The organism is Natrarchaeobaculum sulfurireducens (assembly GCF_003430825.1).
Classification (GTDB): Archaea; Halobacteriota; Halobacteria; order Halobacteriales; family Natrialbaceae; genus Natrarchaeobaculum; species Natrarchaeobaculum sulfurireducens.
Genome location: NZ_CP024047.1, coordinates 2,277,076 through 2,301,668, shown reverse-complemented (window position 1 = coordinate 2,301,668; position 24,593 = coordinate 2,277,076). Strand labels below are relative to the sequence as shown.

General features: G+C 62.6%; 23 protein-coding genes. 13 read left to right on the top strand and 10 right to left on the bottom strand.

Going from position 1 to position 24,593, the window contains the following annotated elements:
- Positions 1-26: 26 nt before the first annotated feature.
- Entirely contained in the window at positions 27-479 is a 453-nt protein-coding gene (locus tag AArc1_RS12470) for a molybdopterin-dependent oxidoreductase (protein ID WP_117364678.1), read from the top strand.
- A 295-nt stretch (positions 480-774) separates the two neighbouring features.
- On the opposite strand, the gene AArc1_RS12465 is transcribed toward AArc1_RS12470, so the two are convergent.
- Positions 775-2,145, bottom strand: a complete 1,371-nt coding sequence (locus AArc1_RS12465) for a sodium-dependent transporter (RefSeq protein WP_117364677.1) — start codon at positions 2,143-2,145, stop codon at positions 775-777.
- A 157-nt stretch (positions 2,146-2,302) separates the two neighbouring features.
- Here AArc1_RS12465 and AArc1_RS12460 point away from each other — a divergent pair, with 157 nt between their 5' ends.
- The 3 genes from AArc1_RS12460 (at position 2,303) to AArc1_RS12450 (ending at position 6,218) form a co-directional block, all read left to right on the top strand.
- A complete protein-coding gene (locus tag AArc1_RS12460; protein ID WP_117365886.1) occupies positions 2,303-3,847 on the top strand; it encodes an acyl-CoA carboxylase subunit beta in 1,545 nt (514 codons plus the stop codon).
- Between the two features lie 6 nt (positions 3,848-3,853).
- Positions 3,854-4,204 (top strand): hypothetical protein, encoded by a 351-nt coding sequence (locus AArc1_RS12455; RefSeq protein WP_117364676.1) that lies wholly within the window; start codon positions 3,854-3,856, stop codon positions 4,202-4,204.
- A gap of 181 nt (positions 4,205-4,385) precedes the next feature.
- Positions 4,386-6,218: an acetyl-CoA carboxylase biotin carboxylase subunit gene (locus AArc1_RS12450; protein WP_117364675.1), complete on the top strand. Its 1,833-nt coding sequence runs from the start codon at positions 4,386-4,388 to the stop codon at positions 6,216-6,218.
- A gap of 176 nt (positions 6,219-6,394) precedes the next feature.
- Here the strand turns inward: AArc1_RS12450 and AArc1_RS12445 are convergent, their stop codons facing one another.
- Entirely contained in the window at positions 6,395-8,194 is a 1,800-nt protein-coding gene (locus AArc1_RS12445) for an SLC13 family permease (RefSeq protein WP_394341244.1), read from the bottom strand.
- Positions 8,195-8,337: 143 nt separating this feature from the next.
- Between AArc1_RS12445 and AArc1_RS12440 the strand changes: the two genes are divergently transcribed.
- A complete protein-coding gene (locus AArc1_RS12440; RefSeq protein WP_117364673.1) occupies positions 8,338-8,796 on the top strand; it encodes a universal stress protein in 459 nt (152 codons plus the stop codon).
- 179 nt (positions 8,797-8,975) lie between these two features.
- Here AArc1_RS12440 and AArc1_RS12435 read toward each other — a convergent pair whose 3' ends face one another.
- The 4 genes from AArc1_RS12435 to AArc1_RS12420 form a co-directional block, all read right to left on the bottom strand.
- On the bottom strand, positions 8,976-10,451 hold the full coding sequence (locus tag AArc1_RS12435; RefSeq protein ID WP_117364672.1) for an MATE family efflux transporter: 1,476 nt from the start codon (positions 10,449-10,451) through the stop codon (positions 8,976-8,978).
- A 352-nt stretch (positions 10,452-10,803) separates the two neighbouring features.
- On the bottom strand, positions 10,804-11,433 hold the full coding sequence (locus AArc1_RS12430; RefSeq protein WP_117364671.1) for a universal stress protein: 630 nt from the start codon (positions 11,431-11,433) through the stop codon (positions 10,804-10,806).
- A gap of 187 nt (positions 11,434-11,620) precedes the next feature.
- A complete protein-coding gene (locus AArc1_RS12425; protein ID WP_117364670.1) occupies positions 11,621-11,758 on the bottom strand; it encodes a DUF7560 family zinc ribbon protein in 138 nt (45 codons plus the stop codon).
- Positions 11,759-12,006: 248 nt separating this feature from the next.
- Positions 12,007-12,462 carry a dCTP deaminase/dUTPase family protein gene (locus tag AArc1_RS12420; protein WP_117364669.1) on the bottom strand — a complete coding sequence of 152 codons (456 nt, stop codon included), beginning with the start codon at positions 12,460-12,462 and terminating at the stop codon, positions 12,007-12,009.
- Between the two features lie 134 nt (positions 12,463-12,596).
- Here AArc1_RS12420 and AArc1_RS12415 point away from each other — a divergent pair, with 134 nt between their 5' ends.
- Positions 12,597-13,265, top strand: a complete 669-nt coding sequence (locus AArc1_RS12415; RefSeq protein ID WP_117364668.1) for an O-methyltransferase — start codon at positions 12,597-12,599, stop codon at positions 13,263-13,265.
- Here the strand turns inward: AArc1_RS12415 and AArc1_RS12410 are convergent.
- The 3 genes from AArc1_RS12410 to AArc1_RS12400 all read right to left on the bottom strand — a co-directional run bounded on the left by AArc1_RS12410 (position 13,250) and on the right by AArc1_RS12400 (position 17,486).
- Positions 13,250-13,708: a hypothetical protein gene (locus AArc1_RS12410; protein ID WP_186336599.1), complete on the bottom strand. Its 459-nt coding sequence runs from the start codon at positions 13,706-13,708 to the stop codon at positions 13,250-13,252. The two genes, AArc1_RS12415 and AArc1_RS12410, sit on opposite strands and share 16 nt — an antisense overlap.
- Before the next feature lie 57 nt (positions 13,709-13,765).
- Complete coding sequence (locus AArc1_RS12405) at positions 13,766-16,555, bottom strand: PAS domain S-box protein (protein ID WP_117364667.1); 2,790 nt, start codon at positions 16,553-16,555, stop codon at positions 13,766-13,768.
- Between the two features lie 157 nt (positions 16,556-16,712).
- Positions 16,713-17,486: a creatininase family protein gene (locus tag AArc1_RS12400; RefSeq protein WP_117364666.1), complete on the bottom strand. Its 774-nt coding sequence runs from the start codon at positions 17,484-17,486 to the stop codon at positions 16,713-16,715.
- Between the two features lie 112 nt (positions 17,487-17,598).
- Here AArc1_RS12400 and nikR point away from each other — a divergent pair, with 112 nt between their 5' ends.
- The 7 genes from nikR (at position 17,599) to AArc1_RS12365 (ending at position 23,784) form a co-directional block, all read left to right on the top strand.
- Entirely contained in the window at positions 17,599-18,024 is a 426-nt protein-coding gene (nikR, locus tag AArc1_RS12395; RefSeq protein ID WP_117364665.1) for a nickel-responsive transcriptional regulator NikR, read from the top strand.
- 235 nt (positions 18,025-18,259) lie between these two features.
- Positions 18,260-19,303 carry a Bug family tripartite tricarboxylate transporter substrate binding protein gene (locus tag AArc1_RS12390; RefSeq protein ID WP_117364664.1) on the top strand — a complete coding sequence of 348 codons (1,044 nt, stop codon included), beginning with the start codon at positions 18,260-18,262 and terminating at the stop codon, positions 19,301-19,303.
- An 85-nt stretch (positions 19,304-19,388) separates the two neighbouring features.
- Positions 19,389-19,997, top strand: coding sequence for a hypothetical protein (locus AArc1_RS12385; protein WP_117364663.1), 609 nt, complete (start codon positions 19,389-19,391; stop codon positions 19,995-19,997).
- A 13-nt stretch (positions 19,998-20,010) separates the two neighbouring features.
- On the top strand, positions 20,011-21,531 hold the full coding sequence (locus tag AArc1_RS12380) for a tripartite tricarboxylate transporter permease (protein WP_117364662.1): 1,521 nt from the start codon (positions 20,011-20,013) through the stop codon (positions 21,529-21,531).
- Positions 21,532-21,625: 94 nt separating this feature from the next.
- Positions 21,626-22,003: a cupin domain-containing protein gene (locus AArc1_RS12375; protein WP_117364661.1), complete on the top strand. Its 378-nt coding sequence runs from the start codon at positions 21,626-21,628 to the stop codon at positions 22,001-22,003.
- A 153-nt stretch (positions 22,004-22,156) separates the two neighbouring features.
- Positions 22,157-22,567: a hypothetical protein gene (locus AArc1_RS12370; protein WP_117364660.1), complete on the top strand. Its 411-nt coding sequence runs from the start codon at positions 22,157-22,159 to the stop codon at positions 22,565-22,567.
- Positions 22,568-22,632: 65 nt separating this feature from the next.
- Complete coding sequence (locus AArc1_RS12365; protein WP_117364659.1) at positions 22,633-23,784, top strand: acyl-CoA dehydrogenase family protein; 1,152 nt, start codon at positions 22,633-22,635, stop codon at positions 23,782-23,784.
- Between the two features lie 72 nt (positions 23,785-23,856).
- Here the strand turns inward: AArc1_RS12365 and AArc1_RS12360 are convergent, their stop codons facing one another.
- A complete protein-coding gene (locus AArc1_RS12360) occupies positions 23,857-24,459 on the bottom strand; it encodes a response regulator transcription factor (protein ID WP_394341245.1) in 603 nt (200 codons plus the stop codon).
- Between the last annotated feature and the right edge of the window lie 134 nt (positions 24,460-24,593).

Here is a 24,593-nt window from a genome sequence, read left to right as displayed (position 1 = left end):
GGCGCTCGACCAACGTCATCTCGACCGTGACCGCACCCCCATCGCTCACCCAGCCGATCGAACTCGTCACCGACGGTTCGACGACGCTCGGGGCATCGACGCTGGCGTCGCTTCCGACTCGAGAGCGGACGTTCGAGATCGTCTGCGCCTCCGGCGACCGCTACGCAGCTGTCTGGGCGGGCGTCCCGATCGTGGCCCTCCTCGAGCATGCGAGCGTGCCCCCGGAGACAACACATCTTCTCGTCGAATCCGACGTTGGCTATCGCGTCTGCGTGCCGATCACTCGAGCGCTCGAGGGACTGCTCGCCTTCGCTCGTGACGGTGAGACACTCGCGACGCTCGAGAGGTTCGACACCCGGTTCGTCGGCCCAGAGATCGGCGGGCCGAAGGCCGTCAAAGACGTCGTCAGACTCGAGACGGCGACGTTACCACCGGGTGCAGATCCCGACTCGTACGAAGAGCTGTGGCCCGAGGAGTGATCGGCCGCGGGTGCCCGACAGACGACCCGAACAGGGAGTCGACACGCGTCACATACGAGGCGTTCGGACTCGAGTCACAACAGAGCGAGACGAGGTGTCTGAACGAACGGCGACGACACCGGTCGACGTGACCACGTTCGATTCGCAGTCTTAACGCGACGACAGCGTCTCGGTTCGGCCCCTCGGCGACCGCGACGAGGTAGCTACCGCCCGAATCGAGGTCGAAACGTGGTCGCTCCAGTAGTAGTTGTGGCGCTGTCGTCCTTACCGCGTCGAAAAAGTCGTTCGTCGTGGCCTACAGGTTCTCGCCGAGCCACCCTGCGAAGTCGGTGCTGAGGAACTCGACGTATCCGACGACGCCGAGATACAGGGAGATAGCGAGCACGACGAGAATCGGAATGCGGAGCACCCAGATCCAGAGCTGTCCGATCGACCCGAGATCACCGATTCCTTTCTCGAGTTCGTCGACGGCGGCCTGTGGTGCGATCCAGCCGACGAGGATCATCATCAAGAACGCACCGAGGACGAGCAAGACGCCATCTGCGAACCCATCGAGCAGGTCGAGGAACACGAGATCGTAGGTGACCGGCACGCCGAGTAAGTAGATGACCGCCCCCATCCCAGCGGCTGCTTTCCATCGTTCGACGCCCTTTTCGTCGATCACGTAGGACGTGACGACCTCGAGTAACGAGATCGAACTCGACAGCGCCGCGATGACGACAGTCCCGAAGAACAGAATGCCGAGAACGTGGCCACCCGAGATCGTCGCGAACGCTTCGGTCATCGAGACGAAAATCTCGCCTGCGCCGCCTTCGCCCGGTTCGATCCCCGCAGCGAAGAAAATGGGGAAGACTGCGAGCCCAGTCAGGAACGCGATCCCGGTGTCGAAGCCGATGATCGTGATGCCGTCGGTTGCCAGGTTCCGGTCTTCACCGAGGTACGATGCGTACGTGATCATCACGCCCATCCCGAGCGAGAGGGTGAAAAACGCCTGTCCGGCCGCGTCCGGAAGCAGCGTCATCCAGTTTGCGGCGATGACGTCAAACTCCGGTGACAGATAATATGCGTACCCGTCGCTCCCACCTGGGAGGGTGAACGCCCAGATAGCGAGGCCGCCGAGCAGGACGATCAACGACGGGACCATCACCTTGACCGCGAGTTCGATCCCGCGTCGGATGCCGAGCGCGACGATTCCGACGGTCAGTATCATAAACAGCGTATGAAGGACGAACGCATCGAGGCCCGTCGACAGCTCACCGAACATCGCAGCGGTGTCCCCGCCGTAGACCTCGACACGGCTCGCGTAGCTCCCACGGAGTCCCTCGAGGAAATAGCGGATGAACCAGCCCGCGACGACGCTGTAGAACGAGAGGATGACGAAGCCAGTGACGATGAACATCCCTCCGACGTACTTCCAGGTGCTGCCACCGTACTTGACCAGTGCACCGACAGGGTTTCGATCGGTCTTTCTGCCGATCACGAACTCGGCTAAAATGGCCGGAAACCCGATCAACGCGACGAACAACAGATATACGAAGAGGAACGCCGCCCCTCCACCTTCACCCGTTACAAACGGGAACCGCCAGATGTTTCCAAGCCCCACTGCACTTCCCACGGCGGCGAGAATGAAGCCAGTCCGTGTTGCCCACGTCTCACGTTGTACCATGCATTGGTCTCTAAAAGCACGGGTATATAACTTTTCGCGATAGATCCTCTTTTTGCCACGAGAATGGATATTAATCGTGACAGTGTTACGGAATCCTTTTCGTGTTGGTCCTCGCAACTCGCCGTATGAATCGGACAGGGGTGTACGTCGCATGACGATGGAAGATCGAATCGACGAACTCGAGGAGCTCCGTGAAGAGGCACGGCTTGGCGGTGGAGAAGAGCGAATCGAGAAACAACACGACAAGGGGAAGATGACCGCTCGCGAGCGGATCGATTACTTCCTCGATGAGGGCACCTTCACCGAGTTCGACCAGCTTCGGACCCACCAGACGAGCCAGTTCGGGATGGAAGAGAAGAAAGTCCCGGGTGACGGCGTCGTTACGGGCTACGGTGAGGTCAACGGTCGGACGGTGTTCGTCTTCGCTCACGATTTTACGGTCTTTGGCGGCTCGCTCGGTGAGGTCTTCGCTGAGAAGATATGTAAGGTTATGGACATGGCGATGGAAGTCGGCGCACCGATCGTCGGCCTCAACGACTCCGCTGGCGCGCGAATTCAGGAAGGTGTCAAGAGTCTCGCCGGCTTCACCGAAATCTTCCGGCGCAACCAGGAGGCAAGCGGCGTCGTTCCCCAGATATCCGGGATTATGGGACCGTGTGCCGGTGGTGCAGTCTACTCGCCGTCGATCACCGACTTCATCTTCATGGTGAAAGATACGAGCCACATGTACATCACCGGACCAGGCGTCACGAAGACCGTCACCGGTGAAGAGGTCACACACGAAGAACTCGGTGGGGCCATGACCCACGCCGACAAGACCGGCGTCGCCCAGTTCGCCTGCGAGGACGAAGAGCAGGCACTCGACGACATCAAACGGCTACTCTCGTATCTCCCACAGAACAACGTCGAGGACCCACCCCGAGTCGAGCCGTGGGACGACCGCGACCGCCGCGACGAGGCGCTCGAGTCGATCGTCCCCGAGAGCGCACAGAAGCCCTACGACATGGTCAACGTCATCGACAGCGTCGTCGACGAGGGCTCGTTCTTCGAGGTCGCGGAGAACTACGCTCAGAACATCGTCGTCGGCTTCGGCCGACTCGACGGGCGATCCGTCGGTATCGTCGCGAACCAGCCACGGGTCAACGCGGGTACCCTCACCGTCGACGCCTCGATGAAGGGGTCACGCTTCGTGCGCTTCTGTGACTCCTTTAACATCCCCATCGTCACCTTCGTCGACGTGCCCGGGTACATGCCCGGCACCGACCAGGAACACCGTGGTATCATCCGACACGGTGCCAAACTCCTGTACGCGTACTCGGAGGCGACCGTTCCACTGCTCACCGTCATCACCCGGAAAGCCTACGGTGGCGCGTACTGTGTCATGGCGTCGAAGAACCTCGGTGCCGATGTCAACTACGCCTGGCCCACGGCGGAGATCGCCGTCATGGGTCCACAGGGTGCAGTCAACATCCTCTACCGCAAGGAACTCGCGGAGTCCGACACCCCCGACGAACTGCGCGACGAACTCATCGAGGAGTACCGCGAAGAGTTCGCCAACCCGTACACTGCAACGGACAAGGGCTTTCTCGACGACGTCATCCTCCCGACTGAGACCCGTCCGCGGCTGATCGACGACCTCGAGATGCTCGAGACGAAACGCGAGTCCAATCCGGACAAGAAACACGGCAACATCCCGCTGTAAGCGCCAATGGCATCGACAAACCAGGCCGACGGAGCCGACCCTTCGGAAACCGGGGCGGACGACGCCAGTGCCACCGCCGGACCGGCCGCGGGAGTTCTCCCTGCCGACCTCGAGTTCCAGCTTCCCGACGACGCGACCGACGAAGAGGCGGCCGCCATCGCGGCTGCGATCGGGGCTCACCTCCACGACCACGCCCTGGCAGCCGCTGCGGCAGCGGCCGCGGATGAAGAGACGTGGGACGGGAAACGGTGGGCCTTCGGCGGCCGCATCCGCACCCAGCAGCAACGTCGCGTCCGGACGCCGCGTAATGCACCGACCGACCCGTGGACGGCTGCTGGACGGACGGGTCGGTTCTGACCGGTTTCGTCCGGACAGTTTCCCTCGAGTCTGGGCGATAGGACGGCGGTCGGAGACCGACTGTACAGCGCTCGCCCATCGACCGCGGACCGACCCAGCTGTGAGCGACGGCGATTTTTGCCCTGACACCCGACCCGTTGCGAAAAAGTAAGGTGGGTCCCCCGCGACCGTTTTCCCAGGAATGTTCAGGAAGGTTCTGGTGGCGAACCGCGGAGAGATCGCCGTTCGAGTGATGCGTGCGTGTGAGGAACTCAACGTCGGAACGGTCGCCATCTACTCGGAGGCGGACAAAGACTCGGGACACGTCCGATATGCGGACGAGGCGTACAACGTCGGCCCCGCCCGCGCGGCCGACTCCTACCTCGACCACGAGGCGGTCATCGAGGCGGCTCGCAAGGCCGACGCCGACGCGATCCACCCCGGCTACGGCTTCCTCGCCGAGAACGCCGAGTTCGCGAGCAAGGTCGAGGCGGCCGACGGGATCACCTGGATCGGTCCCTCGAGCGAGGCGATGGAGAGCCTCGGCGAGAAGACCAAAGCCCGCACGATCATGACCGAGGCGGACGTGCCGATCGTTCCGGGGACGACCGAACCGGTCACCGAACCCGAGGAGGTGAAATCGTTCGGTGAAGAACACGGCTACCCGATCGCTATCAAGGCCGAAGGCGGTGGTGGTGGCCGCGGGATGAAAGTCGTCTGGGACGAAAGCGAGGTCGAAGACCAACTCGAGAGCGCCAAACGCGAGGGGGAGGCCTACTTCGACAACGACTCGGTCTACCTCGAGCGCTATCTCGAACAGCCACGTCACATCGAGGTCCAGATCGTCGCCGACCACCACGGGAACGTCCGTCATCTCGGCGAGCGTGATTGTTCGCTGCAGCGCCGACACCAGAAGGTCATCGAGGAAGGCCCATCGGCGGCCCTTTCTGACGAACTGCGCGAGAAGATCGGCGAAGCCGCCCGTCGGGGCGTCGCCGCCGCCGACTACACGAACGCGGGCACCGTCGAGTTCCTCGTCGAGGAAGACCCCGACCGTGACGGACCGCTCGGCCCTGAGACGAACTTCTACTTCCTCGAGGTCAACACGCGGATTCAGGTCGAACACTGTGTCACCGAGGAGATTACGGGCATCGACATCGTCAAGCGCCAGCTTCGGGTGGCCGCGGGCGAAGAACTCGACTTCGAGCAGGACGACGTCGAAATCGACGGCCACGCGATGGAGTTCCGGATCAACGCCGAGAACGCCGCCGAGGACTTCGCGCCCGCAACCGGCGGAACGTTAGAGACGTACGACCCGCCGGGCGGGCTCGGCGTTCGACTCGATGACGCCCTGAAACAGGGCGACGAACTCGTCACCGACTACGACTCGATGATCGCGAAGCTGATCGTCTGGGGTGAAGACCGCGAGGAGTGTATCGATCGCTCCATGCGCGCCCTGCGGGAGTACGAAATCGGTGGCATCCCGACGATCATCCCGTTCCACCGGCTGATGCTCACCGACGAGGAGTTCGTCGCGAGTACGCATACGACGAAGTATCTCGACGAGGAGATGGACACGAGCCGGATCGAAGAAGCCCAACAGCAGTGGGGTGGCGACACCGGCGACGGCTCGAGTGAGGACGAAGAGAGCGTCGAGCGCGAGTTCACGGTCGAGGTCAACGGCAAACGCTTCGAGGTCGAACTCGAGGAACACGGTGCACCGGCAATTCCCGCGGGCGACGTCGATGTCGGCGGCGCTCAGGCGAGTCCACCACAGCCGGCTGGCGGCGACAGCACGGACAGCGAGGAGTTCGCGGGTGACGGCGAAACCGTCGACGCCGAGATGCAGGGGACGATCCTCTCAGTCGAAGTCGAGGAAGGCGACGAGGTCGCTGCGGGTGACGTGCTCGTCGTTCTCGAGGCCATGAAGATGGAAAACGACATCGTCGCCTCACGCGGCGGCACCGTCTCCGAGATCGCCGTCGAGGAAAACCAAAGCGTCGATATGGGCGACGTACTCGTCGTTCTCGAGTAGGCTTCGTCGCGGACGACTCGTCGAGTCGATCGCCCGTTTCGGTGCCGTCGCGGCCTTGGTTGGGCTGGTAGTGGTCGCCGTCGCTCGGTGATGCAACCGAGGTGAACGAGACTGGCGTCGATGACGGGGCTACAGAGAGACAGCGAGAGTGTCTCGGGGCTTGCTCCCGAGGTATTTCACGATCCCCACTCCTCGAGGAACGCCGTTGGCAACGTTGTCATGTCGATTCCCCATGCGAGCGGGAGCCACAGCACTGCCACGATCGTTATCAGGATGATGCCGAGGACGTTGAGGCCGATACCGACGCGGGCCATCTGCGGGAGGGTGATGTAGCCGCTGCCGAAGACGATCGCGTTCGGTGGCGTCGCGACCGGGAGCATGAACGCGAACGAGGCCGCCGTCGCCGCGGCGATCATCAGTCCGTAGGGGTGGATGCCGATGCCGACCGCGACACCGGCCAGTATCGGCATCAACATCGCGGTCGTCGCCGTGTTCGAGGTGATCTCGGTGAGAAAGATCGTCATCGCGACGACCGAAAGCAAAATGAGGACCATCGAAATCCCCTCGAGCGCGCGAAGGCTCTCACCGATCCAGACCGCGAGGCCGGTCTCGCCGAAGCCGGCGGCGATCGCGAGCCCGCCACCGAACAGGAGGATCACGCCCCAGGGGATGTCGACCGCGTTCGCCCAGTCGAGGACGAACGTGTGCTCGCCGTCTTCGGTCCTCGTCGGTAACGTAAAGAGCACGAGCGCGCCCGCGATCGCGACGATCGAGTCGACGTCGTCGGGCACCGCGACCAGCCCAGCCTGATCGATCAGGCTCGCGCCGATCCAGCTCGCGGCCATTCCAACGAAGACGACGAGCACCAGCCGCTCCTGGCTCGACATCGCACCGAGGTCGCTGAGTTGGCGCTCGATCGTCTCCGCGCCGACCGGCAGCTCGGAAAACTGCGGGCGCATCGCCACACGAGTAACGTAGAGGTAGACGCTCACGATCCCGACGATCGAGATGGGCACGCCGTAGCGCATCCACTCGGCAAAGCCGATCGTCTCGCCGAACAGCTCGCCAGCCTGGCCCGCAAAGAGGATGTTCGGCGGCGTGCCGATGAGCGTGCCGACACCACCGACCGAGGCACCGTAGGCGATACACAGCATCAGCGCGATGCCGAAGGAGAACTCGCCCTCGCCGGTGGCGATCTCGAGGTCGGTCTCGTCGATCAGGTCTGCGGTCTGGTAGATCACCGCCAGTGCGATCGGGACCATCATCATCACGGTCGCGCTGTTCGAGACCCACATCGAGAGAAACGCCGTCGCGATCATGAACCCGAGGATAAGCCGGGAGGGTGAACTGCCCACGAATGCGATCGTCCGGAGGGCGATCCGGCGGTGGAGCCCCCACCGCTGCATCGCCATCGCGAGGAAAAACCCACCCATAAAGAGGAAGATCAGCGGGTTGGCGTACGACGGGGTCGTCTCGGCGACCGGCAACGCGCCGGTTAGCGGGAAGAGAACGATCGGTAGCAGCGACGTCGCCGGGATCGGGATCGCCTCGCCCACCCACCAGACGGCCACCCAGACGGTGACGGCAGCGACGGCTTCCCCCTCCGGTGGGAGTCCCGCTGGCGTCGGCGAAAAATAGATCAGCGCGAACAGAAGGGGGCCAAGCAGGAGGCTGACCTGTTGGCGCAGCCCGTAGCCCCCACCCACGTCGAACGGTGAATCGTCGTCGCCCTCGAGATCGTCCGGATCGGGTGGATCGCCAGCGAGGTCGCGTGAGCCGTCTCCGCTGTCGTCGCCCGCGAACCGCCGGGTTGCAGCCGGATCGTCCGGCACATCGGCGCGGAGTTCCCCGCTCGCGATGTCGGCGGCGATCGTCGGGCCATCGAGGCTGAGATACGCTTTCGTTCGGGCGCTAGAACGCCAGAGGGCTGACCCGACCTCCCGAGTACCGCGGCGACACGCCTCGAACACGTACATCATAATCAATTAGGATAGTTGCTAGGGGCGCACATAAGGCTTCCATGGCGATTTCTCGAGGGTGCTGAAAAGTAAGCCAGTCCGAACCGCCCAACGTGGCTCTCGTGACGAGAGCTTTGTTACTGGAGGTGGTACGGCGGGTCATGTACCGGGTGTTGCTCACCGCTGATGAGAGACGGTCGCGGGTCCGCGCACAGGCCGAGGCGATCGTCAAGGGTGCGGCCGACGACCACGTGGTCGATATCCTCCACGTCCATCAGGAGGTCTCGCTGCCCGACGCCGAGTGGGCGGTCGGCGGCTTCTTCGAGACGTACGCCGAGGAGATGGCCGACGTGATCCGGGAGGTCGATCGGCTTCCAGCATCGGTCGAGGCCGCTATTGAAGTCCTCGAGGACGCCGGGATGGCGTACGCGGTCCACGAGACCGTTGGAACGCCCGCCGAGACGATCATCGATGCCGCAGCGGAACTCGACAGCGACGAGATCGTCCTCGGCGTCTCGAAACACACTCCGGTCGGGAAGGTGCTGTTCGGTAGCGTTGCACAGGCAGTGATCCTCGACACTGACCGGCCAGTGTTGGTCGTCCCCAACGAGACACGGTGAACGGCCTCCACGGATCGGGATGTTCGTCGTCAGCGACGGATCGAGATATTCGTCGTCAGCGACGGATCGGGCGCTCGAGCAGGGAACCGTCTTGGTCGGGAAGAGCTGTCCGACCCCCAGTAAATTATCCTGCATGGAGTAGGTGGCGCTGACCTCGAGGCGGCCGACGACGGTCTGGGTCAGTCCCCTGTCGTCGACGGTGTGCCTTCCTCGACGACGGCGTCAGTCCAGGTTCCACGGAGGAACCAGACCGCCGTAACGATCGCCGAAACGACGTAGGAAATCGCAATGGCGTACCAGACGCCGATTACACCCATCCCCAGAATCGTGACGCAGACGACGGCGATCGGGAGACGCCAGACCCACAGCTCCTGGATCGAGAGCACCATCGCAGCGCGCGTCGACCCGCTGCCACGGAGCCCGCCCAGCAGGATCTGGAAGACGCCGAGAAAGAGGTACGACGGACCGGCGATGAGGACGTAGGCAGCGGCGTACTCGACGACTTGCGCTGCGTTTTCGGTTCCATCCTCGATGAAGACGGCGGCGATCGGTTCGGCGAGCGGATACGCGATGGCGATGGCAACCGTGAACGCGGCGACGATGACGATCGAGCTGAGCGTGACGGCTCGCCTGGCGCGATCGACCTGTCTGGCCCCGAGATTTTGTCCGACGACGGTCTCGGTGCCGCGGGCCAGTCCCAGCGCGGGCATGAACAGCAACGAGGAAAGCCGCGTCACGATACCGTAGGCGGCGACGGCTTCCGTTCCGACGAGGGCGATGATCGCGGTCAGGACGGTGATGCCGAACGCGCGAAATCCTTGCTCGGTCGCGATCGGTGCCCCGATGTCGAAGATACGTCGAACCGTCCCCCAGTCGAGCCACAGGTCGGAACGCGACGGCTCGAGCCCCACGCGGCCGGTAAACAGCATCGTGAGCCCGGCCGCCGCGGCCACGCCACGGGAGATGATCGTCGCTACGGCAGCGCCTTCGACCCCCCAGCCGTCGAAGCCGGTCGCGGCGTACAGCGACGCCTCGAGGTCGGTCGCGCCCACCCAGGCGAACAGCGGGTTCTCCTGAAAGCCGAGGATCAGAAACGGGTCAATGATGACGTTGAGCGCGACACTGACGGCCATCAGATACAGCGGTGTTCGGGTGTCGCCCCAGCCTCTCGAGAGGGCATCGAAGATGAAAAACCAGAACATGAACGCGATACCGATGAACATGATTCGGGTGTAGCCGACGGCGTAGACGAACGCGTCCGTTCCGGGTTCCGCGCCGATCAACTGCATGAGCCACGGCGTCGCGACGTAGCCGACGGCGGCGAACGCCAGTGCAACAATCGTCACGAACGAGAGAGTCTGTCCCGCGACGTGACTCGCCTTCCGGAAGTTCTCGGCTCCCTTGTGCTGGGCGATGAGCACCGTCCCGGCGACGGTGAGCCCGCCGCCGACGCTGATCATCAGGAAGACAACGGCCCACGAGAACGACAGGGCTGCAATGGCGTCACCGCCGAGTCGGCCGACCCAGTACGTATCCGCCAGATTGTACCCGACGTTGAGCAACTGTGAGGCGACAATCGGAGCCGAAAGCACCATCAACGGCTTGAACAGCTCCCCATCGGTGACGTCCACCGCGCGATCTCGAGACTGACTCATCGGCCCTCGTGTGCTCGGTAGATCCGGGCACGAAAGCCGGGACGACGACAGCTAGCGATCGAACACTCGCCGCCCGTCGTCCGGGCAGTCACTCCCAGTTCGAACGGCCTTCCGGTCGCCCTCGAGCTACGAGTCAGCACGTGGAGTAACTCGCAATTGGACGCCTGGCTCGTCGGTTCGCATCGGCTCTCGGTTGAATCGGATCGGAGCCGGCGACCCGTAACTGTCCCGTACGCGTGACCTGCAGACACTGACTAACTGGTTAGTTAGCGAGTCGAAAAGGTGTTTCGTTCCGAACCCGATCGACGTTGTGAGGACGAAAATGACACACACGAACACGTCTCGAGAATCGCTACTTCGACCGCTCGGTATCCTGTGATCTCGCGATCCGTGACTCACCGGAGACGGCGTCGACGTGGACCTGAACGGAGTCTCCGTCGGCCTCGAGGGAAACCACCCAGGAAGCAGACGTTCGGTGTGGGTCGTCGATGACGGTGACGTCGTCGTAGCCTGCCTGGTTGGCCTCGGCTGTCGCGATTCGCTCGACCTCGTCGCTGTCCTGAATCCGGAGATCGTCGGTGAGTTTGACGGTCACAACCGGGACGTCCGCCATGCGGACGATTCGTTCGGTGACGCTGCCCACGAGGACACGATCGAGGCCCGTTCGACCCTGAGTTCCCATGACGATCACGTCCACGTCGTTCGCGTCGACGTAGGCGAGGATCTCCTCGTGAGGGATGCCGTATTCGACCGCCGTTGCGGCCTCGATACCGTGTGTGTCCGCTTCGATCGCGACCTGTTCGATTGCACGCTCAGCTGCCACCGTCGCACGCTCGCCTTCGAACGTCCCGAACGGCCCCTCTGGAACGACAGACAGGGCATGAACTGTCGCGTCGAACCGGTCTGCGAGCGTCAATCCATGTTCGATAGACCGACGGGTCCCATCGCCCCCATCCGTGGGAATCAGGACGTTCTGGTACATGAGGCCAGCTTAGGAACAAGCACGTAAATACCCTCGAGTCACCCGCATTGGGGTTCGTAATCGCGTCGGCGTCGCCTTCGGATCAGTTTCCGATGGAGAAAAGTGGTGGGTTACTCGAGCACCGTTCGATCGATCGGTCATGCGGCCACGACGAGCTACCCGATCGGTGTGGACTCGAGTTGGCTGGTCAACACGGGACGAAGTGGTCAGTGCTCACCGGCTGTCCACACAGCGGACAGCCGTTCTCGACGGTCGCATCGAGGACCGGGCTGTCGACGGGAAACTGCGTAGCACAGGCAGGGCACCTGAATTCGTACTGCTCCATACCTACTATGAGACTCCCCATCATCATGGTAGCCGTACCACGATATCTGGGACGTTTAAAAGGAGCCGGTCGATCGGCGCTACGATCGGACTCCGCTTGTTGGTCGGTGCCGGTTCGCTCGTGTGTCCACTCTCCTGGCTCGTATGACGCTTGCGCACAGCGCCTCTGGTAGCCACTGGCCGTCAGTGTACACCCGATCGACAGACGGATCGGCGATCAGTGTGCAACTCGGTGCAGTTGTTACCATATCACTGCGTATGACGCGAGCGATCGCCGGCTGGAACGAGCGTCGACACCCGTGCGTTCTCCTTGAGGCACAAGCCGCTTCCGGCGACCGAAAGCGGAATCAACGGCAAGTGCGAGGAAACGAATACCGAGGGGTGTGAACCGCCGCGGGCGAGGAGTTCGTTTCGCGGCTGAAGGAACAACGGCTCCTCACAGTCGGTGAGAAACTCGTTGTGCTGGAGGACGTACTGGCCACCCTCGAGGTCCCACCAGCCGTACTCGTCGTCCGGATTGTGGAGGTCGGTCGGGACCGGCTCGAGGTCCGCATCCTCGAGTTCGTCGCCACCGAAGTCGAGTCGACCGGGGGCGGCGACCTCGTAGATCGCGCTCACCGTCAGGTCGATCCCGTGGTCGTGGACCTGTACCGGTTCGTAGACGAGGTTATCGACCACCTCGACGAGCGGGTTCTCCGTGGACATTTCGGCCGGACAGACGATTCGAGGCGACAAAAAACGTACCGCAAGCAGAGGGCTCCGGCGGACGATGGCTGGGACGATCGACCACCGGCCAAGAGATGGTGGAAGCCTTTGTCACGCCGCCCGTAGGGAGGACCATGGTCGACGTTCTCACGACCGAGATCGAACAGTTCGTACGGGCCGCCGGGCCGGACCCCGACACGGTCCTGACCGAGATGGACGAGGTCGCCGAAGCCGAGGGGTTCCCACACGTCGGACCCGAGGTCGGCGGAACGCTTCGCCTGCTCGCTCGACTGACCGACGCCGAGCGGATCTTCGAGTTCGGCTCGGGCTTTGGCTACTCTGCGTACTGGTTTGCAGCGGCGCTGCCCGACGACGGCGAACTCGTCCTCACCGAGGTCGACGAGGACGAACTCGAACAGGCCCGCGAGTACATGCGTCGGGGTGGCTACGACGAGCTGGCCCGGTACGAACTGGGGGATGCCCTCGAGACGATCGAGCGCTACGACGGGCCGTTCGACGTGGTGCTGATCGACCACCAGAAACACCGATACGTCGACGCCTTCGAGGCGATCCGCGAGAAGGTGCCTGCAGGTGGCGTCGTCGTCGCTGACAACGCGATCACCGCGGGACCGATCGAGTTCGAGAAACTGCTCGAGCGCGTCGACGGCGGATCACCGGCGGACCAGAACGACCACACGGCCGGCATCGGCGACTACCTCGAGTCCGTGCGGGCGGACCCGGCGTTCGAGACGGTCGTGCTCCCACTCGGTGAAGGAATCGCTGTCAGTTATCGGGTCGAGTAATCGGAGGTATCGCCCTCGAGCACCTGTTCTTCTGTGGCTTCGGTCCCGGCGGGAGCACCGTACTCACGAAAGCCCAGGAAGACCGTCGTAGAGGAGGCGATCAGGAGCGTTCCCCACGTAATCGCCGTTAGCGAAAGGACGAGCGTCTCGGGGTTGCCGGGGACTGCCGCAGCGACGGTCTCGAGTCCAATCGCGTGGAGCCCCGAGATCGCGAGGAAGGCGACCCAGAGCGAAAGCGACAGCTGTGCGAGGGTCCGCCGGCTCACCCGCTTTGCGTACAGGGCGACGCCGTAGACGCCCGCGATGGCGAGTGCCGTCGCTCCGAGTGTCAGAGACGTCGCGTCGAGAATCGTATTCGTGGCGCCTGCGACCGCAAAGCAGGCGAACGATACGGCGAGCAGAAGTCGATCCGAGCCGAGTATTGTCGGAATCACGTCGTGCACCGCTTTGGAGGGACGTATAGCCGACTGGGTATATAGCTGTTGGCTCCCGCCGACCGATCACGTCGACGCAGCCGGAAGCGTCACCGAGAACGTTGCTCCCTCCCCCGGTTTCGAGTCGACCTGAATCTCGCCGCCGTGGCGCTCGACGATACGCTGACAGAGCGCGAGTCCGATGCCGGTACCGTCGTGATCGTCGTGGCCGTGCAGTCGCTGGAAGACCTCGAAGATTCGCTCGTGATCGTCGGGGTCGATGCCGATACCGTCATCGCTGACCGAGACAACCCACGCGTCCTCTCCTCGAGCGGCCAGGGCCGTTCGACGATCGATCGCGGTTGGATCGTCGACTCGCTCGGCGGTGACGGTGATCCGGGGCCGGTCGTTGCCGCTGTACTCGATGGCGTTCGTGAGCAGGTTCTGGAACACCTGCCGGAGTTGACTGCGGTCTCCCTGGACGCGTGGCAGTGACTCCACCGTGATCTCCGCGTTTGACTCTTCGATCTGCAGTTCGAGGTCCCGCCGGACAGCCGCGAGCGTCTGCGCTAAATCGACCGGCTCGAACTCGTCACCTCGCGTCTCGACCCGTGAGTACGCCAACAGGCCGTCGATCATCTCCCGCATCCGGTCTGCGCCGTCGACGGCGAACTCGATGAACTCCCGGCCGTCCTCGTCGAGTACGTCGTCGTAGCGTCGCTCGATCAACCGGAGATAGCTGGTAACCATGCGCAGGGGTTCTTGAAGGTCGTGAGAGGCGGCGTAGGCGAACTGCTCTAAGCGCTCGTTGGACTCCTCGAGTTTGTGTTCGTACTTCCTTCGCTCGGTGACGTCCCGAAAGTACACCGAAAGGCCGGTCGGTGACGGGTAGGCCCGGATTTCCATCCAGATGTCGAGCGTTCGGGAGTATCGCTCCCAGGACAGCGACTCCTGTGTCTCCATCGCCTGGTGGTATCGCTCGTACAGATCGGAGCGCTTCCCGCCGGGGAACACCTCCCACAGGACTTCCCCGACCAGTTCGTCGCTCGAGTACCCGAGCAACTCCTCGGCGCGTTCGTTGACGTGCGTGAACCGAAACTCCTCGTCGACCGCGTAGAAGGCGTCTGAGACACGGCCGAAGACCTCGCTCAACTCGGTCTCGAGTTCGCTCTTGCGTCGCTCGAGGCGGCGCTGCTGTTCTTTGAACGCCGTTACGTCTTCCGCACTCGAGATGACTCGCTCGAGGGAGCCGTCGGGGCCGAACACCGGGACGGCGTTGACCGAGATCCAGCCGCGATCGCCCGCGGTACTCTCGACGACGAGTTCGGTGTCGAACACCGGCTCACCGGTTCGTCTGACTCGGGCCGACGGACCGTCCTCGGGCTCGAGTGGCTCACCCGACGCGTCGAAGACGTCCCACCGCTCGATCAGTTCCGTCTCGCCGAGGGCTGCTTCCGTCTCCGGGCCGAACCGGGTCTGTATCCGTCGGTTGGTGAGGACAGTTTCGCCCGCTGCGTTCTCGACGGAGATACCGATCGGTGCCATCTGCAGGAGTCGTTCGGTCTGGGTCCGTTCGCGTTCGAGCTGGCGCTCGTGATGAATCCGGTCGAACGTCGCTTCGAGGCTCGAGGCGACGACGTTCGCGAGCGAACGGTCGCTTTCGTCGAAGGCGTCGCGCTCCGGAGAGCCGACGAGGACGACGCCGTGGTCTCCGATCGGCAGACAGAGTTCGGTTCGTATCGGAGTCTCCGAGTTGTAGACGTCCGGATCGGCGGTGACGTCGTCGATGAGCGCTGGTTCGCCAGCTTCGAAGACGCGCCAGGCGATGGCGTCACCCGCCTCGAACGTCGGGAGTTCACCGAACAACGTTTCGGCCGTGCTGGACCAGCCCGCCGGCCGGAGTTCCTCAGTGGCTGGATCGTAGAGGAAGACGCCGTTGACCTCGAGATCGAGGATCTCTTGGATGTGACGGCTCGCCGCTGCGGCGACTGCCTCCCGGGAGTCACCGCCGATCCACTCCTGGACGGCGTCGTGGAGCCGCTGGAGCTGTGCGGTGCGTTCGTGTCGGTCGGTCACGTCGTAGTACAGTTCGACGCGTCCGCCGGCGTAGGGCCCGGACTCGATCGGTCTGCTGCGGTGTTCGAGCCAGCGTGCCTCGCGGTCCGGTCCAGGGGTGACGTGACACTCGAACCGCTCGGCGAACGTGTTGTCGCCGTAGGTCGCGAAGACGGTGTCGACGAACGCGTCGGCGTCTGCCAGTCGACCGGCGATCGTCTCCTCGATCAATCGCCGCTTATCCCGTCCGACGACGGCATCCCGGTCGACGCCGAAGTAGCGTTCGGTCGTCTCGTTGATCCACGCCACGTCGAACTCGTCATCGAGAACGAAGACGCCGACGTCGGCCTCCTCGAGCACCGTCGCTGCGCCTTCAAACGCAGTGGCCGACGCTGGCTCCGGTGTGGCCGTCGGTCGATCGACTGCTCCGACGATTCCGACCGTCCCGTGAACCCCGCCATCGTGGCGGACCGTCTTCGTTCGAAGCTCACGAGCCACCGACCGTCCGTCGGCGGTATGGACCGAGACCTCGAGTTCCGCAACCGTCTCATCTCCCGTTCGATTGGCCGATCCTATCGCTCGATCGAGGCGGTTACTGCCCGACTCGCCCAGCAGTCTCGAGACCGGATCGCCGACGAGGTCCTCGCGGTCGAACCCCGTCAGCTCGAGGAGGGCGTCGTCGACTGCCAGCATCCGATCGTCGGCGTCGAGCTGAAAGACGCCGCCGTCGATCGCGTCGACGAGTGACTCGTTCCACGCGGCGCGGCAGCCGCCTTCGGGCTCCCAGAAGCCCCCGTTCGGCGATTCGGTCCGTTCACTCATTGCGCGTTTCACGACACACGGACGGATAAGGCCAGCGCAGCACCCGTAAAAAGAGGAATCCACCGGCGAGACCGTCACTTCCAGTCGACCCACTCTCGTCATACGGAGTGGAGACTCGCATCCGCTCGTGGGTTCCGGTCTCTTGGGAGTAGGGAAATTATGAATCGACGTGTGGGCGAGGGCGTAGCGTTTCGACGGATCGGGCGTCGAGCCACTCGAGCAGCGAGACGAGCTGGTCCGTCGCGGCTTCGAACAACCGCTCACCGATCTCCGGCGTCGCGTCAGTCTGGTCTCCGAAAACACCGTTCGGACTGTTCTCGATCGCGTCGTAGTAGGTCCGTGCGCCGTGGACGAGTTCGGCCTCGTAGTCGAAGACGGTGCCACCGTCGCGAGCGTCCTCGAGGCGGTCCTCGCGGACGAGTTCGCTCGCAATGTGCATGATCATCGCCGTCTCTTTGGGGCCGCCGTGGGGGCCGGGCGTCTCGAAGACCTCCTCGATCAGTTGGGGGATGGACTCGTCCCACATCCACTCGATCGCGAAGGCGGTGCCGTCTTCGTGGAGTCTGCGGCCGACTTCTCTGAGGTGGTCGACGTTGCCGCCGTGGGCGTTGACGTAGACGATTCGGTCGATCCCATGGTCGGTGAGGTTCCGCGAGAAGTTCTCGACGTAGTCCCGAAACACCGGCGCGTCGACCCACATGGTCCCCGGAAACTGTCTGTGGTGAGGACTGACGCCGATCCGAACTGGCGACGTACAGAGATAGCCCGTTCGATCGGTCGCTTCGCGTGCAAGCGCCTCCGCGATGAGGTAATCCGTTCCCTCCGGTAAGTGTGGGCCGTGCTGTTCGGTCGAGCCGACGGGGACGACTGCGAGCGACTCGCTCGAAATGTACGCCTCGAGTTCTTCCCAGGTGTGGTGTGGAAGGTACATACAGGCATTCCGAGCGGGAACACGAAACGTTGTGTGGCCCAAATCGGTGAGCGAGACGAACCGTTGCCATAGTATAGTAAGCCTTAATATATTCTGGCCGCCGAATTATTATATGGCAGTTGTCAGCGTTTCGATGCCGGATGACCTTCTCGAGCGACTCGACCAGTTTGCGGAGGAACACGGCTACACCGGTCGCAGCGAAGTCGTCAGGGAAGCCTCGCGCAACCTCCTCGGAGAGTTCGAGGACACCCGACTCGAAGACCGCGAGCTGATGGCGATCGTTACGGTCCTGTTCGACTACGAGACGACCACCGTCGAAGAGCGGATGATGCACCTGCGACACGAGCACGAAGAACTCGTCGCCTCGAACTTCCACAGTCACGTCGGCGACCACTACTGTATGGAACTGTTCGTCCTCGAGGGCGCACTCGAGGACATCTCGACGTTCGTCGGGAAGATTCGTGCGACTCAAGACGTGCTGACCGTCGACTACTCGGTAAACCCAGTCGACAGTTTCGATCCGATCTCCCAAAGCTGATAGCCGACACGAACAACCGGCAGATATTCGGCGCGTACCGATCGCCTAGCTGTCGTCTGTGCACTCGTTGGGGCCTTGGCAGCAAACAAAAAATTGAAATTCTATCCACATTTTTCGCTGAGAAACCGATACTCGTGCGGAACCTCGCCAACGAATGTTTGCGATTTGTGGTTCATCACCAAACCGTACGACATTGGGAAGAACTATATTGTTGTGATCGATAACCTGAGTTGGTATGGAAGAAGTGAACAGGCGTCGATTTTTGAAGCACGCAACAGTAGCGACTGCGGGTGTCTCACTCGCCGCTGGGTGCCTCGGCGACGACGAAGACGACGGAGCAGAAGCTGAAGCAGAAGACGATTTCCCGACCGACAACATCACGATCGTCATCCCGTTCGGTGAGGGTGGGGGAACCGACGACTTCGCACGAACGGTCGCCGGCGCAGCAGACGACCACCTCGACGTGTCGATCCAGTTCGAAAACGAACCGGGTGCCGGTGGACTGAACGGAACGCAGGACGTCGTCCAGGCCGAACCCGACGGCTACACGCTCGTCGCGTTTAACCCGCCGTCGACGCCGACCTCGTGGCTCGTCCAGCAACCTCCCTACGAGATCGGTGACCTGGAGGGCGTCGCGACGGTCGGTCGGTTCCCGTACATCATCTACGCGAACACCGACTACGAGATCGAAGACTTCGGCGACCTCATCGACCGCTACGAGGACGGCGAGTTCAGCCAGATCGCCGGCCAGGGTGTCGGGACGATGGTCGACGTCGTCGCCCGTACGCTTCGCGACGATGTCGGCCTGCCGTGGGAAGACTACATCGCCTACGACGGTGGCGGTGAGGTCACCGAAGCGGTCATGTCCGACGAGGTCAGCGTCGGTATCGGTACCGACTCGGGTGCACTGGCCGGCGCTGAAGAAGGGCGCCTCGAGCCGATTGCCTGCATCCCCGACGGTGGCAGCGCAGTCTTCCCCGACCTCGAGTCGATCGCAGAACAGGGCTACGCCGAGGAAGGCGACCCGATCGACACACTGGCGATGCTCCAGCCCAGCTACTGGGCGCCGCCGGGAACGCCGAGCGAGCACATCGACGTGATCGCCGAGGCGCTCGAGCAAGCGACCGAAGACGAGGGTGTCCAGGAATGGGCCGAAGACACCGGTAACGTCGTCGAGTACAGCGGACCGGACGAGGCGTCGCAGACCCTCGCCGACGTCCTCGAGACGGTTCCGGACGTCGTCGATCTCGACGCAGTCCGCGAAGAAGCCGAGTCGTAATCCGACCAACTCACCGTTTCATAACCTCGGTAACGGGGGGTGATACCTAGTCATGAATATACAGTCGATTCGAAAGCATTTCACGATGGAGCACGTTCTGCTCCTGGTATTTCTGGGGACGGCAGTCTACATGTTCGTCGAATCCTTCTCCTTCGGCGACCGAGCGGCTGCCTTCCCGCGATTTACCGCCGGGGCAACGATCATCGGCGCGACGTTGTTGTTGTTGCGAGCGTATCTACCATGGCCGCTGAGTAAACTCGTCCAGGATACAGAAGGTGCGTTCGACGAGACAAGCTCTATCGACGAATTAGAGGACGAAACGCCGGGAGACGAGACAGACGTCGAAACGCCGGGAGACGACCCAGCGAGTGAGGTGACGGACGCACCACCGATCCGGACCGACGAACCAGACGCCGACAGCGAGGTTCGATACGTCGATCTGGGAGCGGTCTGGATGCACGGGACGCTGTTCATCGGTGCCCTGACGATCCTGTTCGTCGTCGTCTCGTACCTGATCGGGATGCTCTGGACGGCACCAGTGTTCGTCGCAGTGTACCTCCTCGCTCTGCGTCGGCCCTGGTACGCCGTCGTCGGACTCTCCCTTCTGGCCTTCGTGGCCGCTTTCGGGTTCGTCGCCGTGCTGGGTATTGGCATCGACAGCGGTGCGCTCATCGATCTCGGGGGAATGCTATGACGGGTGATCCACGATGACGCTCGGGGCACTTGCGGAAGCGGTTTCTCTCGCGTTTGGCTGGCCGACAGTTGGCTGGATCGTCGGTGGTATCTTGCTGGGCATCTTCATCGGTGCACTTCCCGGGCTGGGGCCGTCGCTTGGGATGGCGATTATGTTGCCGCTGACGGTACCGCTCGACGGCGGTGACGCGATCATCTTGCTCGTGAGCGTCTACAGCGGCGCGATGTACGGCGGTGCTATCGCGGCGATTCTCATCAACGCACCGGGGACCTCCGCAGCGGCAGCGACGACCTTCGAGGGGTATCCGATGTCACGCAACGGTGAGGCGATGAAAGCACTCGCGATCTCTGCGACATCGTCGTCGATTGCCGGCTTCTTTACCGTCATCACGTTGATTATTCTGTCACCAGTGCTCGTCGAGATGGTCCTCGCGTTCCAGTCGCCCGAGTACTTCCTGATCGCACTTCTCGGACTGGCGATGATTACCGTTATCGCCCGGGGCTCGATGGTGAAAGGACTCACTGCCGGGATGTTCGGACTGATGCTCACTACCATCGGGACGTCGACGACGACCGTCTCGCCACGGTACGCGTTCGAGGATTATCTCGGATTTATGCTCTACGACGGGATCGATTTCGTCGCGGTGCTGATCGGGCTGTTTGCGATCGCCGAGATGTTCAAACTCACGGGTGAGAAAGGCGGCATCTCCCGAAGTGATACGAAGATCTCTGGCGGCATCGTTCCTGGGATCAAAGCGACGCTCAATCACCCAGTCACCCTGGTCAAATCCGGCTACATCGGGATGATCATCGGAGCGATTCCCGGTGCGGGTTCGACGGTTTCGACGTTCGTTGCGTACGGCGAAGCCGTCCGCACGTCGAAGGATCCGGACTCGTTCAAGAAGGGTAACGAGACCGGACTGATCGCAGCCGAGTCGTCCAACAACGGGACTATCGGCGGCTCGCTCATCCCGACGCTCTCGTTCGGTATTCCAGGGAGTGCTGCAACGGCAGTGTTACTCGGCGGACTGGTGATGCACGGACTCAATCCGGGTCCGACGCTGTTCAGCGACGAACTCGCGACGACCTACAGCCTGTTCATCGCCCTTCTGGTCGGTAACGTCCTCATCCTCGTGATGGGACTCGCGTTCGTCACGCGTGCGAGCATCATCACGAAGGTCGATACGGACTACATCGTTCCGATCATCATCGTCCTCGCACTCGTCGGCGCCTACTCGCTTCGTGGCGGCGACCAGATCTGGCTCGACGTCGGGACGGTCGTCGCCCTCGGTGTGATCGGGTACTACATGAAAAAGTACGATTACTCGATTATCGCGTTCGTCCTCGGGGTCGTCCTCGGTGGCATCGCCGAGCAAAACCTCGATCGGTCGTTACAACTCTCCGACGGATCGTGGCTGATCTTCGTGAACCCCCTCGAGCAGCCCCTGTCACTCGCACTGGTCATCCTGATCGCGTTGATGGTCTTCGGACCGCTCCTGAAGCCCTACGTAACAGAGCTGCTCGACCGACGTTAACCGCAGACTATATTTTCGTTTCCGTTCGACCCGACCGTCGGGAGATCATGCCGTGAAGGGCTAGTTTTACTGGGATCCCACCGAATCGTCACGTATGACCTACCGGAAGGTGAACTACGAAGAAGTCGATCAGGTCTCGAGCGCGATGCACTTTCTCTCCGATCCCCTCGAGACCGAGCAGGTCGGCGTGACGATTGCTCGGTGTGACCCCGGCTGGAACAGCAAGCCCCACGACCACACGGACAATGACCACGAGGAGGTTTACGTCCTGATCGAGGGGGCGGCGACGGTCGTGATCGACGACGAGCCGGTCGAGATGACTACTGGAGACGCCCTCTGGATCCCGCCGGAGTCGTCCCGGCAGATCAGAAACGGCGACGACGAGAGCGCGTTCGTGCTCGTCAGCGCTCCAAGCATCGGCGACGAAAACGGTGACGACGGTGAGTGGCTCCTCTCTGGGTTTGCTGGCTGAGTAGCCGCCGGTTCTGTCAGTCGCCATCTTGCCACGAGAGTCGACGGGACGGTTTAGTGCCTCGGCGGCATCGTCGTGGATGGGTGAGTCTCGATCTATTCGAAACATCACGCAGCCGTCTCGCTCGTCGTCGCCAGCGTCGTCGGCTACGCTATGCCGACGGTCACCCTCTCCGGGGTCGCGATTCCGGCGATCGCTGTCGTTGTGTACGGCGTCGCAGTTGGGGTCTTCATCGATCTGGATCACTTCTTGATCGCTCGGCTCAAGACGGGGCGGTGGGACGCCGTCCGGCGTTGCGTTCGCGACCCAGTGATCGCCGTGGCCGACCAAGGTCAGATCTTCGAGCGAGGTGACGTCGGGGTCCTCTCGAGGCTGTTGAGCCACCTCCTCGTGATCGGCGTAGCCGTCCCGGCGATCGCTCTGCTCAGTCTTCCCCTGGCGGTCGTAACGGCTGCCGTCCTCTACGCACACATCGTCTGTGACGTCCTCTGGGACATCTGGCGGCTGGATCAACACACTGACGTCGCCGCTTCCGAGGACGACCTGATGCAAGTGTTTCGCTGATCCCTCCAGAATCGAGGTCGGCGTTTGGCCCCGTCTATTTCTGCTCGGCGGTGGTATAATCGAGTATGGACGTACTCGACGACAGCATTGTCCCGGAGCACGCTCGAGCCGTGAAACGAGACGCCCGTGAGTTCGCAACCGAACATATCATGCCGAACGCCCAGGAGCACTTCGAGTCGGGCTCGTACCCTCACGAGGTCCTCGAGGCCGGCCAGGACGCGGGACTCGTTGCCCAGGACATCCCCGAAGAGTGGGGTGGTCGCGGATTCGACCTCCCGCAGCTACTCGCGCTCACCGAGGAGTTCTACCGGGCGGACGCCGGAATCGCGCTCACGCTCCAGCTCGCGAGTTTCGGCTGTGAGATCACGTACGAGTACGGCACCGACGAACAGTGCGAAGAGTACATCCGGCCCGTTGCGGCGGGTGAGCAACTCTCCGGGCTTGCGGTGTCGGAACCCGACACGGGAAGCGACCTCGCGGGGATGGAAACGCGGGCGGAGAAAGACGGCGACGAGTACGTACTCAACGGCGAGAAATACTGGATCGGCAACGGCGTCGAGGCCGACTGGGTGACGATCTATGCCCGAACCGGCGACGACGAGACCAATCGCTACGGAAACCACTCGATGTTCATCGTCCCCACGGATACCGAGGGGTACGAGGCCGAGCATATTCCCGAGAAGATGGCGATGCGAGCCTCCAAACAGGCCCACGTCACGCTCGAGGAGTGTCGAATCCCTGAAGAGAACCTGATCGGGACCGAGGGGGCGGGCTTCTGGATGCTCGCCGAGTTTTTCAACCACGGGCGGGTCATCGTCGCTGGCCACAGTCTAGGAATCGCCGCCGCAGCCATCGAAGAAACGTGGGCGTTTACGCACGACCGCGAGGAGTTTGGGCGGGCTATCTCGGAGTTCCAGGCGGTCCAGCACGGCCTCGCCGACATGCTCATCGACTTCGAGAGCGCTCGAGCGCTCTCCTGGCGGGCCTGCAAGAAGGTCGCAGCAGGCGAGAACGCTGGCTACTGGGCAGCACTCGCGAAGACGAACGCAACCGAGACGGCCGTCGACGTCACCGAACAGGGGATGCAGTTCCATGGCGGTCGATCGGTCCTCAACGACCGCCGCATCGCTCGCACCTATCGTGACGCCCGTATCCCCGTCATCTACGAGGGTGCAAACGAGATCCAGCGGAACCTGATCTACGGGCAGGCACCCTAAGCGGTCACGTGACACTACCAGCTGCGGGTTCCAGCCCCAGCAATGCCATCAGCCGTAGGGATCTGTGATTTGTCAGTCTCCCGACTGCAGGTCCTGAAACGCGCCGACGAAGTCGTCGTGAGAACGCATCCCCGAGATCGTCTGGTCGACGCGGTCTTCGAGCGTCTCGACGCGACCGCAGAGGTCTTGGTACTCCTCGTTTGTCTCGAGTTCGCGGTCTGATTTTTCGGACTCTAACAACGCCTTCTTCGAGACGAGCGCATAGTACTCCTGTACGTCGGCCTCATACTGCGTTCGGGTCGAGACGTCCGAGACCATCCCCAGGAGTTCGTCTTTCGAGACTGGCTTGACGAGGTAGTCGTCGAAGCCCATCTCGATGATGTCGAAGTCCGGATCGACCGCCGTAACCATGACGACCCGACAGTCGTATCCATCCGATCGGATGTTCTCGAGGACTTCGTCGCCGGAGAGCCCCGGCATCCGTCGGTCCAGCAGGACGACCTCAACGGAGTCTCCCATCTTCTCGAGCGCTTCTTCCCCGTCGTAGGCAGTCCCGACCGACCACTCGGTCTCGAGCCAGGCAGCGAACAGGTCGGCGAGACGAGCCTCGTCGTCGACGACGAGCACCTCCACCTCCTCGCTCACGTGTTGACCCCCGTCGTTCCCTTCGTCCATTCCAGCCACGGGTCACCAATGGAACCTATGGGTCATAAAACTCGCGACCAAAACCAGCCATTCGTAACGTCCAGTCGTTCATCTTAGGTGATAGTAGCGCGTATAATCGCTTCCAGCCCCGCGAGGCCCCACGA